The organism is Streptomyces sp. NBC_00250 (assembly GCF_036192275.1).
In the GTDB taxonomy this organism is placed as follows: Bacteria; Actinomycetota; Actinomycetes; order Streptomycetales; family Streptomycetaceae; genus Streptomyces.
In genome coordinates this window covers 5,122,889-5,136,148 of sequence record NZ_CP108088.1, presented here as the reverse complement: position 1 = coordinate 5,136,148, position 13,260 = coordinate 5,122,889, and the positions used below count along the sequence as shown (strand labels likewise).

General features: G+C 72.2%; 14 protein-coding genes. 8 read left to right on the top strand and 6 right to left on the bottom strand.

Annotated features, from left to right (window positions below; all coding sequences use genetic code 11):
- Positions 1 to 68 precede the first annotated feature (68 nt).
- Positions 69 to 1,097, top strand: coding sequence for an SAM-dependent methyltransferase (locus OG259_RS23355; RefSeq protein ID WP_328944033.1), 1,029 nt, complete (start codon positions 69 to 71; stop codon positions 1,095 to 1,097).
- 4 nt (positions 1,098 to 1,101) lie between these two features.
- The gene (locus OG259_RS23350; protein ID WP_328944032.1) at positions 1,102 to 2,244 is read left to right on the top strand and encodes an NADH-quinone oxidoreductase subunit D; all 1,143 of its coding nucleotides are present in this window, start codon (positions 1,102 to 1,104) and stop codon (positions 2,242 to 2,244) included.
- Between the two features lie 128 nt (positions 2,245 to 2,372).
- Here the strand turns inward: OG259_RS23350 and OG259_RS23345 are convergent, their stop codons facing one another.
- The 5 genes from OG259_RS23345 to OG259_RS23325 all read right to left on the bottom strand — a co-directional run bounded on the left by OG259_RS23345 (position 2,373) and on the right by OG259_RS23325 (position 6,493).
- Positions 2,373 to 2,873, bottom strand: coding sequence for a GNAT family N-acetyltransferase (locus OG259_RS23345; RefSeq protein WP_328944031.1), 501 nt, complete (start codon positions 2,871 to 2,873; stop codon positions 2,373 to 2,375).
- Positions 2,870 to 3,979, bottom strand: a complete 1,110-nt coding sequence (locus tag OG259_RS23340; RefSeq protein ID WP_328944030.1) for a hypothetical protein — start codon at positions 3,977 to 3,979, stop codon at positions 2,870 to 2,872. Before OG259_RS23340 ends, OG259_RS23345 begins: the two co-directional genes overlap by 4 nt.
- 130 nt (positions 3,980 to 4,109) lie before the next feature.
- Entirely contained in the window at positions 4,110 to 5,114 is a 1,005-nt protein-coding gene (locus OG259_RS23335; protein ID WP_328944029.1) for an ABC transporter substrate-binding protein, read from the bottom strand.
- Positions 5,115 to 5,139: 25 nt separating this feature from the next.
- Positions 5,140 to 5,805 (bottom strand): ABC transporter permease, encoded by a 666-nt coding sequence (locus tag OG259_RS23330; protein WP_328944028.1) that lies wholly within the window; start codon positions 5,803 to 5,805, stop codon positions 5,140 to 5,142.
- Between the two features lies 1 nt (position 5,806).
- Positions 5,807 to 6,493: an ABC transporter permease gene (locus OG259_RS23325; protein WP_328944027.1), complete on the bottom strand. Its 687-nt coding sequence runs from the start codon at positions 6,491 to 6,493 to the stop codon at positions 5,807 to 5,809.
- Between the two features lie 143 nt (positions 6,494 to 6,636).
- Here OG259_RS23325 and OG259_RS23320 point away from each other — a divergent pair, with 143 nt between their 5' ends.
- Entirely contained in the window at positions 6,637 to 7,632 is a 996-nt protein-coding gene (locus OG259_RS23320) for an ABC transporter ATP-binding protein (protein WP_328944026.1), read from the top strand.
- Between the two features lie 7 nt (positions 7,633 to 7,639).
- On the opposite strand, the gene OG259_RS23315 is transcribed toward OG259_RS23320, so the two are convergent.
- Entirely contained in the window at positions 7,640 to 8,752 is a 1,113-nt protein-coding gene (locus OG259_RS23315) for an alpha/beta hydrolase (protein ID WP_328944025.1), read from the bottom strand.
- 165 nt (positions 8,753 to 8,917) lie between these two features.
- Here OG259_RS23315 and OG259_RS23310 point away from each other — a divergent pair, with 165 nt between their 5' ends.
- The 5 genes from OG259_RS23310 (at position 8,918) to folK (ending at position 13,204) form a co-directional block, all read left to right on the top strand.
- Complete coding sequence (locus tag OG259_RS23310) at positions 8,918 to 10,762, top strand: phosphatidylglycerol lysyltransferase domain-containing protein (RefSeq protein WP_328944024.1); 1,845 nt, start codon at positions 8,918 to 8,920, stop codon at positions 10,760 to 10,762.
- Positions 10,763 to 10,790: 28 nt separating this feature from the next.
- Complete coding sequence (gene folP / locus OG259_RS23305) at positions 10,791 to 11,651, top strand: dihydropteroate synthase (RefSeq protein ID WP_328944023.1); 861 nt, start codon at positions 10,791 to 10,793, stop codon at positions 11,649 to 11,651.
- Positions 11,648 to 12,115, top strand: a complete 468-nt coding sequence (locus OG259_RS23300) for a nuclear transport factor 2 family protein (protein ID WP_328944022.1) — start codon at positions 11,648 to 11,650, stop codon at positions 12,113 to 12,115. The genes folP and OG259_RS23300 overlap by 4 nt, the downstream gene beginning before the upstream one ends.
- A 133-nt stretch (positions 12,116 to 12,248) precedes the next feature.
- The gene (folB, locus tag OG259_RS23295; protein WP_056569486.1) at positions 12,249 to 12,608 is read left to right on the top strand and encodes a dihydroneopterin aldolase; all 360 of its coding nucleotides are present in this window, start codon (positions 12,249 to 12,251) and stop codon (positions 12,606 to 12,608) included.
- A complete protein-coding gene (gene folK, locus OG259_RS23290) occupies positions 12,605 to 13,204 on the top strand; it encodes a 2-amino-4-hydroxy-6-hydroxymethyldihydropteridine diphosphokinase (protein WP_328944021.1) in 600 nt (199 codons plus the stop codon). Before folB ends, folK begins: the two co-directional genes overlap by 4 nt.
- Positions 13,205 to 13,260: the final 56 nt, after the last annotated feature.

Sequence of the window (13,260 nt, the reverse complement as noted above, 5' to 3'; positions counted from 1 at the left end):
GCAGGGATCAACCGTGGGGTCGATCCTTGGCGCGGGACCCGTACTCCCCGAGGTGGAGACTGGGGCGCGTGACGGATGAGACGTGTCAGTGGCAGGGGTGGCGACAGGCCACGGAACGGGCGCTGTACGGCCCCGGGGGCTTCTATCTGCGACCCGAGGGGCCTGCGGGGCACTTCCGCACCTCGGTGCACGCCTCCCCGCTCTTCGCGGGGGCCGTCGCCCGGCTGCTGGTCGAGGTCGCGGAGGAGCTGGGAACGGCCGAGGTCGACCTCGTGGACGTGGGCGCGGGACGGGGCGAGCTGCTCACGGGGGTACTCGCGGCGACGGCCTCGCGGGGGGAGCACGGGCTCACGGTCCGGGCGTACGCCGTCGAGCGCGCGGCCCGGCCGTCCGGGCTCGATCCCCGGATCGAGTGGACCGACCGGCTCCCCCAGGGCGTCCGGGGGCTGATCTTCGCGAACGAGTGGCTCGACAACGTGCCGGTGGACGTGGCCGAGGCGGACGCGGCGGGCACGGCCCGGTACGTGGAGGTCCGCGCGGACGGTACGGAACGGCTCGGCGGCCCCGTCGCCGGCCCGGACGCGGAGTGGCTGGCCCGTTGGTGGCCGCTTCGGGACCCCGGCACGCGCGCGGAGATCGGCCGGCCGCGCGACGAGGCCTGGGCGTCGGCGGTGGCCTCGCTCACGGCGGGCCGCGCGGTGGCCGTGGACTACGCGCACGTACGGGCCGCCCGACCGCCCTTCGGCTCGCTGACCGGCTTCCGGGCGGGCCGCGAGGTCCCGCCGGTCCCGGACGGCGGCTGCGACCTGACCGCCCATGTGGCACTCGACGCGTGCGCGGCGGCGGTCGGAGGCGCGGACGGGGTGCCCGTGGCCGAGCTGGTCACGCAGCGGGAGGCGCTGGGGCGGCTCGGGGTCTCCGGCGGACGGCCGCCGCTCTCGCTCGCCTCGACCGATCCCGTCGCGTACGTCCGTGCCCTCTCCTCCGCGGGGGAGGCCGCCGAGCTGACCGCCCGCGGCGGTCTCGGCGACTTCGGCTGGCTGACCCAGCGGGTCACGGGCGGGGCTACGAGGCCTCCGGGGCAGGGGGGATACTGACCGCATGACGGAGACGACGGTCGGCATCGGCGGCGCGGCGGAGAGCACCGACATGGTGCTGAACATCGGGCCGCAGCATCCCTCGACCCACGGTGTGCTCCGGCTCCGGCTCGTGCTCGACGGCGAGGTCGTGCGCCAGGCCGAGCCGGTGATCGGCTACATGCACCGCGGTGCCGAGAAGCTCTTCGAGGCGCGGGACTACCGGCAGATCATCATGCTGGCCAACCGTCACGACTGGCTCTCCGCCTTCTCCAACGAGCTCGGCGTGGTCATGGCCGTCGAGCGGATGCTGGGCATGGAGGTCCCGGAGCGCGCGGTGTGGACCCGTACGCTCCTCGCCGAGCTGAACCGGGTCCTCAACCATTTGATGTTCCTCGGCTCGTACCCCCTCGAACTGGGCGGGATCACCCCGGTCTTCCACGCCTTCCGGGAGCGCGAGGAGCTCCAGGCCGTGATGGAGGAGGTCTCCGGCGGCCGGATGCACTACATGTTCAACCGGGTCGGCGGCCTCAAGGAGGACCTGCCCGCCGGGTGGCTGGGCCGGGCCCGCCAGGCCGTCGCGGACGTGCGCTCGCGGATGGACGTGTACGACCGGCTCGTCCTCGGCAACGAGATCTTCCGGGGACGTACGCGCGGGGTCGGTGTCCTGTCCGCGGCCGCGGTCCACGCGTACGGGGTGTCCGGGCCCATCGCCCGCGCCTCGGGCGTCGACTTCGACCTGCGCCGCGACGAGCCGTATCTGGCCTACGGGGAGCTGCAGGACACCCTGCGGGTCGCCGTGCGCGAGGAGGGCGACTGCCTGGCCCGGTTCGAGTGCCTGCTGGAGCAGACGCACAACTCCCTGGACCTCGCGGACGCGTGCCTGGACCGGATGGCGGAGCTGCCGCCTGGGCCGATCAACCAGCGGCTGCCGAAGGTGCTCAAGGCGCCGGAGGGGCACACGTACGCGTGGACCGAGAATCCGCTCGGCGTCAACGGCTACTACCTGGTGTCCAAGGGCGAGAAGACGCCGTACCGGCTGAAGCTGCGCTCGGCCTCGTTCAACAACATCCAGGCGCTGGTGGAACTGCTGCCGGGGACGCTGGTCGCGGACATGGTGGCGATCCTGGGGTCGCTGTTCTTCGTCGTCGGCGACATCGACAAGTAGCAGGGACCTGGCCGGGGCCGGGCCGGAGCCCGGCTGTGCCCCTGGCCGGGGCCTGGCCCGGGGGGCAGGCCTGGGGTCAGGCGTAGGGGTCGGACCCGGGTGCCTTGCCTGGGGGTCGGGCCCTGGTGTCAGGCCCCGGGGCGGTGCCCGCAGCTCATCACGACGTACTCCCGCTCCTCCTTGCCGGGGCGACGCCGGTCGACGACGGTCCAGCCCCAGCGCTCGTACCGGTCCGTCAGCTCCGGTACGTCGAGGGTCATGAGGAGGGCCCGGCCCTGTGCCCCGGTCACGAGCAGGGCGTCGTGGAGCGCGCGGCCGATGCCGCGCCCCTGCTGGCCGGGGGCGACGACGAGTTCGGCGAGTTCGAAGGCGGGCTCCCCGCCGGTCAGGACGGTGTCGGTCCAGCCGGCCGCGAACCCGAGCAGGGCACCGTCGGCGTCGAGCGCGACCGCCGCGTTGAACTCTTCCTTCCGCGCGGCCGAGTCGAGCAGCCGGTCCACGGTGCGTACGGCGCCGAGCGGCGGCTCGTGCCAGGGGGCACCGCAGAAGGCCTGGGCGCACAGGGCGAGCAGCTCGTCGCGGTACGGGGCGACCTCACCTGCCGGGAGGGAGGCGAGGCGGTACGTCACGAGTTCACCGCTCCGCGCAGTTCGGCCACATCCAGCTGCTCGGTCTCGTCGTGCGCGGTCAGGTCGATGACCTGGCCGATCGCCTGGGCGGGCGCCGCGACCCGGGGGGCGAGCGGGTTGCCCGGGGTGCCGGTGGGGCTGATCGGGGTGAGCACCGGGGTGCCGAGCACGGCCTGGGCCGCGAGGGCCTCTTCGAGGACCTCTTCGCCCACGACGTCGGCGAGGTCGGTGTTCTGCACGGCCTCGATGGCGGCCGCCGCCTTCTGCGTACCGAAGAAGTCGAAGCCGCCCTCGGGGCGCGGGACGGGCCTGCGAGCCGCGTACGGGACGATCGCGGTCGCGGTCGGCACCACCGGCACCATCGTGGAGGCGGGCGGGACCGGCGCGGCCGGCGGGAGCGCGAGGGCGGGGGCGGCCGGGCGGCTGTGCTCGTTTCCGGCGGCCGCCGCGTGCTTCCCCTGCGGTTCCTCCGTCTCGCGGGCCCGCTCGGCGAGGTCACGCGCGCGTGCGGCCTCGGTGGTGCGGCGGGCCTGCTGGGCCGCGGCGTTGCGCGGGAGGTCGCGCAACGCCTGGGCGGCGCGGCGGAAGACCTCGGGGGTGAGGGTGGAGCCTCCGGCAGGCAGTGCCTTGGCGGCGCCGGACGTACCGGACGCCGACTCCAGGGCCAGGACCCGGGCGCCTTCCAGGGCGCTGGCCCGCTCGGTCTCCGCCGTGGCGTACCGGCGGAGCAGGTCGGCGTGCTCGCCGCGCAGCCCGGCGAGCTCCACGCGCTTGGCGCGGAGCTTGGTGTCGAGCCGGGAGCGCAGCGCGCGCGCCTCCTCCAGGTCGGACTCCAGCTCGGCGACCCGCTCCTCGGCCTTCCACTGGTCGGCGGTGCGGGCCCGGTCGAGCTCGGCGACGCGCAGGCCGGCGCTCCGGTCCCAACTGCGCATGAGGACGGCACCGGTGACGGCGGCCGCCGCCGCGGCGGCCGCGAGCAGCCGTACGACGATCAGGTCCCCGGGAAGCCAGGCGGCCGCGGCACACACGACCGCGGCGCCGGCGACCGCGGAGGGCGGCAGCAGCTTGTGCAGAGGCGGGGAATGGCGGTGGCGTCCACGTGGCATGGCCTGAAATTTACCGTGCGTAGGCGCTGTGTGGGGCGTCGGCCCGGCAATCTCTTGGCCACTTCTCGCCATCAGAAGTGGATATCCACCGTTCCGGTTCCGTTTCGAGCCGACTCCCCTCAGCCGATGCCTACTTCTTGAGCAGCCCCTTCGTCTCCAGATACTCCTTGGCGACGTCCTCCGGCTTCGCCCGCTCGGCGTCCACCTTGCGGTTGAGTTCGGCGAGATCCGCTGTGGTCAGCACCTTGGTGATCTTGTCCAGGGCGGCGGCGATCTCGGGGGAACCGGCGTCCTTGGCGTTGACCACGGGCAGCACGTTGTCGGCGTTCTGCAGCTTCTTGTCGTCCTCCAGGAAGACAAGGCCGTAGCTGTCGAGGGTGGCGTCCGTGGTGGTCGTCAGGACCAGCTGGTCCACCCCGTCCTTCACCGCCTGCTTGGACTGCGGGGTGCCGACGCCCTTGGGGTCGATCCCGGTCACGTCGATCCCGTACGTCTTCTTCAGGCCGGGCGCGCAGAACGGCCGCACCGCGCATTCGTCACCGGCGGCGATCTTCACCTTCAGCTTCGAACCGCCGAGATCGGAAAGCGACGTCAGCTTGTTCTTCTCGGCGAATTCCTTCGTCACCGCGAACGCGTTCTGATCGACCGCCTCACCTACCGCGAGCACCTTCAGGCCGCGCGGTTCGGCGAGCTTCCGCAGCGCCTCGACCGTGGCCGTCGCGTCACCGGAGGCGACCGGCTTGTCCTCGGGCGCCTTCGGCCCGTTCACCTTCGCGTTGAGGAATTCCGCGATCGTCGCCGCGTATTCGGGAACGACGTCGATCTCGCCCTTCTCAAGGGACGGCTCGTACAGCTCGCGATTCTTCACGGTGGTGATGGACACGGAGTATCCGGCGTCCCGCAGCGTCTGGGCGTACAGCTCGGCGAGCACCTTGGCCTCCGTGAAGGCCGCCGCGCCGACCACCAGCGAACCCTTCTCCGCGCCGCCGGAGTTCCCGGTGTCCCCGGAGCTTCCCGAGTTCTTCTTGCCCTCCTCCAGGCTGTCGCCGCCGCACGCGGCGAGCGCGACGGTCAGCGCCGCCGTACCCAGCAACGCACCCGCGATACGCGAGACCCTGTTCACGAGATCACCCATCCCCAGTCGACGTTCAGTGAGAAGTTCACAACCCGCGCGTCCGCGCGAGGAGGCGGTCGGCGGCCACGAGGACGCCCTCCACCAGCAGGGCCAGCAGCGCCACGAGCACCGCGCCCGCGACGACCTGCGCCGTGTCGTACGTGGCGAAGCCGGCCGTGATGATCCGGCCCAGGCCGCCCTGGCCGACCATCGCCGCGACCGTCGCCGTGGCCACCACCTGCACCGCGGCCGAGCGCACCCCGGTCATCACCACCGGCCGGGCCAGCGGGAGTTCGACCTTCCGGAAGAGCTGGCCGCCCGTCATTCCCATGCCCCGCGCCGCCCGTACCGCGGCCCGGTCCACCTCCCGCATCCCCACGTACGCGTTGGTGAGGAGCGGCGGTATCGCGAACAGGACGAGCGCCACGACCGTCGGCACGTATCCGGCGTTCCGCAGGGGCGACACCATGAACAGGGCGAGGACCGCGAAGACGGGGATCGCCCGCCCCACGTTCGACACGTTCACCGCGAGCGTCCCGCCCTTGCCGAGGTGGCCGAGCCACAGCCCCAGCGGCAGCGCGAGCGCCCCTGCTATCAGCAGCGCCGCCCCGCTCACGTACACGTGCTCGGCGAGCCGCTGCCCGATGCCCTCCTCGCCCGTCCAGTGCGCGCCGGTGGTGAGCCAGCCCCAGGCTTCCGTCACGACGCCCATCTCACCCACCTCCCGGCGCGGTCCGTATCCGGGTCCACGGCGTCAGCAGCCGCTGGAGTCCCAGGAGCAACAGGTCGGCGGCGACGGCGAGCAGCACGCACAGCACGGAGGCGGCGAGCATCTGCGCCTTGAAGAAGGTGGGCAGCGCGTCCTCGATGAGATTGCCGAGGCCGCCGCGGCCGACGACCGAACCGACCGTCGTCAGCGCGATCGTGGAGACCGTCGCCATCCGTATCCCCGCCATCAGCACCGGGAGCGCCAGCGGCAGTTCGACCTGCCACAGGAGCCGCAGCGAGCCGTACCCCATGCCCCGGGCGGCCTCCCGGGTCTCGGCGGGCACGGCCGCGAGCCCCGCGAGCGTGTTCCGCACGAGGATCGTCAGGGCGTACAGCACGAGGCCGGTCACCACGAGCGCCGACGAGAGCCCGAAGACGGGCAGCAGCAGCGAGAACATGGCGAGCGACGGCACCGTGTAGAGCAGGGTGGTCAGTCCGAGGACGGGTCCCGCGAACCGGGGCCGGGCCCGGACGAGCAGCGCGAGCGGCACCGCGACGGCGAGCGCGATCAGCACGGACGCGACCGTGATTCCCACATGCTGGAGGGTGGCGTCCGTCAACTCCTGGGAGCGCGTGCGCAGATACTCACCGCAGATCCAGTCGTTCGTGACCAGACAGTTCGGTGCGCTCATCCGTCCCTCCCCCCGGGTCGCCGATCTTCCGAACGCATGTCTGACGACCCTAACCCCCGCCACCGACAATCCCCGAGACCCGCCACAATGCGGCAACACGCCCTTCACACACCCCCGGCATCCAGGGGCCAGAATGGGGAACCATGATCCGGTTCGAGCACGTGACCAAGCGGTACGCGGACGGCACCACCGCCGTCGACGACCTCTCCTTCGAGGTGGCGGAGGGCGAACTCGTCACCCTGGTCGGGCCGTCCGGCTGCGGCAAGACGACCACGATGATGATGGTGAACCGGCTCGTCGAACCGACCTCCGGCCGCGTCCTCGTCGACGGCGAGGACATCGCCGACGTCGACCCCGTCGCCCTGCGCCGCAAGATCGGCTACGTCATCCAGCAGGTCGGGCTCTTCCCCCACCGCACGGTCCTCGACAACACCGCGACCGTCCCCGCCCTCCTCGGCTGGAAGAAGGCCGCCGCACGCGCGCGTGCCGCCGAACTCCTCGACCTCGTCGGCCTCGACCCGGCCGTCTACGGCTCCCGCTACCCCGCGCAGCTCTCCGGCGGTCAGCGCCAGCGCGTCGGCGTGGCCCGCGCCCTCGCCGCGGACCCGCCGGTCCTCCTCATGGACGAACCGTTCGGCGCCGTCGACCCCGTGGTCCGCGAGCGCCTCCAGAACGAGTTCCTCGCCCTCCAGGCCACCGTCCGCAAAACCGTCCTCCTCGTCACCCACGACATCGAGGAGGCCGTCCGGATGGGCGACCGCATGGCCGTCTACGGACAGGGCCGCATCGAGCAGTTCGACACCCCGGCGACCGTCCTCGGCTCCCCCGCCACCCCGTACGTCGCTGACTTCGTCGGCAGCGACCGGGGCCTGAAGCGGCTGGCGGTCACGCCCGTCACCGAGGCCGACCTCGAACCCGTACCGGCGGGAAGTCCCGCGGCCCTGGAAAAGCCCGCGAGCCGGAACGGCGCCCCGGAACCCGTCCCGCTCGGGACCTCGCTCAAGGACGCCCTCGCCGTGCTCCTCCAGCACGACACGGGCCGGCTCACGGTCACCGGCGACGACGGCCGACCCCTCGGCGTCCTCACCCCTGAGGGCGTCCACCGCGCCCTGCGCCGGGCGTCGGCCCCGGCTTCCTGAGCGAGGCTCAGGTCGCGCTGAGCTTGCCGCTCATCCAGACCAGCCCCGGCGGGATCTCCCGGTTCCACGTGTTGAAGTTGTGGCCGCCGCTCTCCAGCGTGATCGACGAGACCTTCGCCGGGCTCTTCACCCTCTTGATGAAGTCGAGCGTGCCCCGGCGGTTGCCCTCGCCCTGCTTCGACGTCGTCACCAGGAACGACGAGTCGCCCTGCCGGCCGTGGTCCAGGCTCCACAGCAGGTCGCCCCGCTTGCGCAGCCGGTCGTCCCCGTGGAAGAGATCGCCCGTCGTCACGTCCTCCGCCGCCCGGTAGTACGCGGAGAACCCCGCCCCCGCGGCGAACCGGTCCGGGTGGTGCAGAGCGATCTTCAGCGCGCAGTACCCGCCCGTGGAGTTCCCCATGAACCCCCAGTTACGGGGTTTCGTGCCCACCCGGTACGTCTCCGAGACGGCCTTCGGCAGGTCCTCGGCGAAGAAGGTCTCCGTCTGCGGACCACCCGGAATGTCCACGCACTCGGTGTCCCGCGGCGGGGCCACCGTCGGCCGGAGCATCACCAGGATCATCGGCTGCATCCGCCCCTCCTTCGCCTGGAGGTACGCCGTCTTCGGGTACTTCAGCCCCTTGATCAGGTTCTCGGCCGTGCCCGGATAGCCCGTCAGCACCACCGCGGCCGGGAAGGTGCGCTTCGCGTACCGCTCCTGGAAGTACTCCGGCGGCAGGTACACATAGGCCGACGAGGCGATCTTGGACCGCTCCCCCGCCACCACGACCTTCTGTATCTGGCCGGCGACCGACGGACGGCCGCCGCCGGGCACGTCGAGCCCCTGCTTCCCCACCACCCGCAGGTCCTTCGAACCGCCCGCGTGGTCGACGACCACACCCATGTCCTGCTCCTGCCCGAACAGGTCGGCCCACGAACCGTAGAAGAGGAAGGACCGGTTCGCCGCCAGGCCGACGGCCGCGAACAGCGCCACCTGCGTCACGAGCAGCAGCCCGACCCGCCCCACCACGGCCCGCCAGCCACGACGCGCGAGCCGCGGCCAGAACCAGACCGTGGCGAAGAACAGCGCCACGGCCAGCACGACCGCCACCACGAGAACTTTGTTGCTGGTGAGACCCATGCGACGACCGAGCCTTCTTTCCGAGAATTTCCTGTGAACCGATGAACCCGACCCCGCACGACTCCGTCCTAGAAGGCGCACCAACCGGAACGGCCCGCCGAACGCGCCGCAGGGCCCGACCGGAGTCAAGGACCCTTCGCAGGACCACGGGAAGCACGGGAAGCCATGTCTGTCACAGTAGATGGGGACAAATCAGGATTGGTTCCGGTTCGGGTACGCCGGATTCTCCGCGGCCCCCGCCCGGAGAAGGTCCCCACGCTCGTCGGCACCGCCTGCACCCTGATCGGCCTCATCGACATCGCCGCCGGCGTCTTCCCCCGCTTCCGCGCCAGCCGGATGCACGCCATGGCGGAGGTCCTCCCGGGCACCCTCGGCCCCCTCTCCGCCGCCCTCTCCCTCAGCGCCGGCGTCCTCCTGCTGCTCCTCGCCCACGGCCTCAAGCGGCACAAGCGCCGCGCCTGGCGCGCCGCCGTCGTCCTCCTCCCCGTCGGCGCCGTCGCCCAGTTCGTCTGGCGCCACTCCGTCCTCGGCGCCCTCCTCTCCCTCGTACTCCTCACGCTCCTCCTGCGCCATCGAGGCGAGTTCGCCGCCCTGCCCGACCCCCGCAGCCGCTGGCGCGCACTCGCCAACTTCGTCGTCATGGGCGCCGGATCCATCGCCCTCGGCCTCGTCATCGTCAGCGCCCACCCGCGCCGCGTCATCGGCAGCCCCAGCCTCGCCGACCGCCTCGAACACGTCCTGTACGGACTCTTCGGAATCGAAGGCCCCGTCGGCTACAGCAACGGCGTGGACTGGACCGTCGGCTACTCCCTCGGCGCCCTCGGCATGCTCACCGCCCTCACCACCATCTACCTCGCCTTCCGCCCCGAGCACCCCGCCGCCCGCCTCACCGACGAGGACGAGGTCCGGCTCCGCGCCCTCCTCGACCAGCACGGCGGCCGCGACTCCCTCGGCCACTTCGCGCTCCGCAGCGACAAGGGCGTCGTCTTCTCCCCCAGCGGAAAGGCCGCCGTCTGCTACCGCGTCGTCTCCGGCGTCATGCTCGCCAGCGGCGACCCCATCGGCGACGTCGAGGCCTGGCCCGGCGCCATCGAACGCTTCATGGACGAGGCCAAGGCCCACTCCTGGACCCCCGCCGTCATGGGCTGCTCCGAGACCGGCGGCCAGGTCTGGACCCGCGAGACCGGCCTCGACGCCCTCGAACTCGGCGACGAGGCGGTCGTCGACGTCGCGGATTTCTCCCTCTCCGGACGGGCCATGCGCAACGTCCGCCAGATGGTCAAGCGCATCGAACGCAACGGTTACACCACCCAGGTCCGCCGCGTCCGTGACCTCGACGAAGCCGAACTCGAACAGGTCCGCCGCGCCGCCGCCGACTGGCGCGGCACCGACACCGAGCGCGGCTTCTCCATGGCCCTCGGCCGCATCGGCGCCCCCGGCGACGGCGACGCCGTCATAGCGACCGCCCACAAGACCGACGCGGACGACGCCCCGGACTCCGCCTACGGCGACCTCAAGGCGATCATCCACCTGGTCCCCTGGGGCCCCGACGGCATGTCCCTCGAACTCATGCGCCGCGACCGATCCGCCGACCCCGGCATGAACGAGCTCCTCATCGTCGCCGCCCTCCAGGCCTCCCCCGTCCTCGGCATCGCGCGCGTGTCCCTCAACTTCGCCATGTTCCGCTCGGCCCTCGCCCGCGGCGAGAAGATCGGCGCCGGACCCGTCCTGCGCGTCTGGCGCGGACTCCTCGTCTTCCTCTCCCGCTGGTTCCAGATCGAGTCGCTCTACAAGTTCAACGCCAAGTTCCAGCCCCGCTGGGAACCCCGCTTCGTCGTCTACCGCAAGAGCCGCGACCTCCCCCGCATCGGCTTCGCCGCCATGCAGGCCGAAGGCTTCGTGAACTTCGCCCTGCCCCGCCCCTTCACCCGCAGGCGCCCCGCCCCGGCTCGCCGCCCCTGCGCCCACATCGTCCCCGCGGCGACGGAGCGCGAGATCCGCGCGGCCTGATCACCCCCCTGGGCCCTACGCTGGACACATGAGTACGACGATCGACCGGGGTACGGCCCGGGGCCTGCCGGAGTGGGACCGCTGCGCGGTCATGGGCGTGGTCAACGTGACCCCCGATTCCTTCTCCGACGGCGGCCGCTGGTTCGACACCACGGCCGCCGTCAAACACGGCCTCGAACTCGCCGCCGAGGGCGCCGACCTCATCGACGTCGGCGGCGAGTCCACCCGGCCCGGCGCCAGCCGCGTCGACGAGGAGGAAGAACTCCGCCGCGTCGTCCCCGTCGTCCGCGGCCTCGCCGCCGAAGGCGTCACCGTCTCCGTCGACACCATGCGCGCCAGTGTCGCCGCCCGCGCCGTCGAAGCCGGCGCCCTCCTCGTCAACGACGTCAGCGGCGGGCTCGCCGACCCCGGCATGGTCCCCGCCGTCGCCGCCGCCGAAGTCCCCTTCGTCGTCATGCACTGGCGCGGATTCAGCCAGGACATGAACAGCCTCGCCGTCTACGACGACGTCGTCACCGAGGTCGTCGGCGAACTCCGCACCCGCCTGGAAGCCGTCGTCGACGGCGGCATCGACCCCGAGCGCATCGTCGTCGACCCGGGCCTCGGCTTCGCCAAGCTCGCCCCCCACGACCTCGCCCTCGTCGCCCACCTCCCCGAGCTCCGCGCCCTCGGCCGCCCCCTCCTGGTCGCCGCCTCCCGCAAACGCTTCCTCGGCCACGTCCTCGCCCACGAGGGCGCCGCCCCGCCGCCCGCCCGCGAACGCGACGCCGCCACCGCCGCCGTCTCCGCCCTCGCCGCCCACGCGGGCGCGTGGGCCGTCCGCGTCCACGAGGTCCGGGCCACCGCCGACGCCGTACGGGTCGCCCGCGCCGTCGAGGGAGCCGCGTGAGCCGCAGCACCGACGCGGCGGCCGTCGAAGCCGCCAACACCGCCTTCTACGAAGCGATGGAGACCGGCGACTTCGAGCGCGTCTCGGACCTCTGGCTCGACGACGGGGCCACCCCCATCACCTGCGTCCACCCCGGCTGGCCCGTCCTCACCGGCCGCGGCGAGGTGCTCCGCTCGTACGCGCTGATCATGGCGAACACCGAGTACATCCAGTTCTTCCTCACCGACCTCAAGATCTCCCTCGCCGGCCGCACCGCCGTCGTCACCTGCACCGAGAACATCCTCAGCGGCGGCCCCGCCGAGGACGGCGCCGAACTGGGACCCCTCGTCGGCCAGCTCGTCGTCGCCACCAATGTGTTCCGCCACACATCCGACGGCTGGAAGATCTGGTCCCACCACGCCTCTCCCGTCCTTACGGAGACCGAGGAGAACGAGGACGGCGACCCCGGTACGAACGAGGCCTGAACCCCCTCCCCTGACCCGCCCACGGCCCCGAGGGCAAGCGCTGTCGGTCCCCGCAGGTAGATTCGATGCTGGACACCCGGCCGTCCGCACCCGGCTGCGTGGCCACCGAACTACGACAGCAGGAGTGATTCGCGTGGATCGTGTCGCGCTGCGCGGCCTCAAGGCCCGGGGCCACCACGGCGTCTTCCCCAAGGAGCGCGAGGAGGGCCAGACCTTCATCGTGGACCTGGTCCTCGGCCTGGACACCCGCCCGGCGGCCGCCGACGACGACCTGACGAAGACCGTGCACTACGGGATCGTCGCCGAAGAGGTCGTCGACGTCGTCCAGGGCGAGCCCGTCGACCTCATCGAAACCCTCGCCGAGCGCATCGCCCAGCAATGCCTCAGCCACGCCGGGGTACAGGAGGTGGAAGTCGTCGTCCACAAGCCGGACGCACCCATCACCGTGCCCTTCGACGACGTGACCATCACGATCACCCGGAGCCGACGATGAAGCCGACACAGAGCGACCCCACCGTCCAGCCCGTACCGGCCTCCGTCGTCGAGACCGTCGACGCCGCCGACACGACGCTGTCCAACCCCCGCTGGGCCGTCGTGGCCCTCGGCGCCAACCTCGGCAACCGCCTGGAGACCCTCCAGGGGGCCGTCGACGCCCTCGCGGACACCCCCGGCCTCCGGGTCAAGGCCGTCTCCCCCGTGTACGAGACGGAGCCCTGGGGCGTCGAGCCCGGCACCCAGCCCTCGTACCTCAACGCCGTCGCGCTCCTGAAGACGACCCTGCCGCCCTCCTCCCTCCTGGAGCGGGCCCACGCAGTCGAGGAGGCCTTCCACCGCGTCCGCGAGGAGCGCTGGGGCGCCCGCACCATCGACGTCGACATCGTCGCCTACGCGGACGTGGTCTCCGAGGACCCCGTCCTCACCCTCCCGCACCCCCGAGCCCACCAGCGCGCCTTCGTCCTCGCCCCCTGGCACGACGTGGACCCCGAGGCCCGGATCCCCGGCCACGGCCCCGTCGCCGAGCTCCTCGCCACCCTCGGCAGCGAAGGCGTCGCACGCCGCGCCGACCTGGAACTCCGTCTGCCCGAGTAGTCGTTACGCTTCGTGGCAGACCGACCCGACCACGACCGACGACCACGCGAAGGACA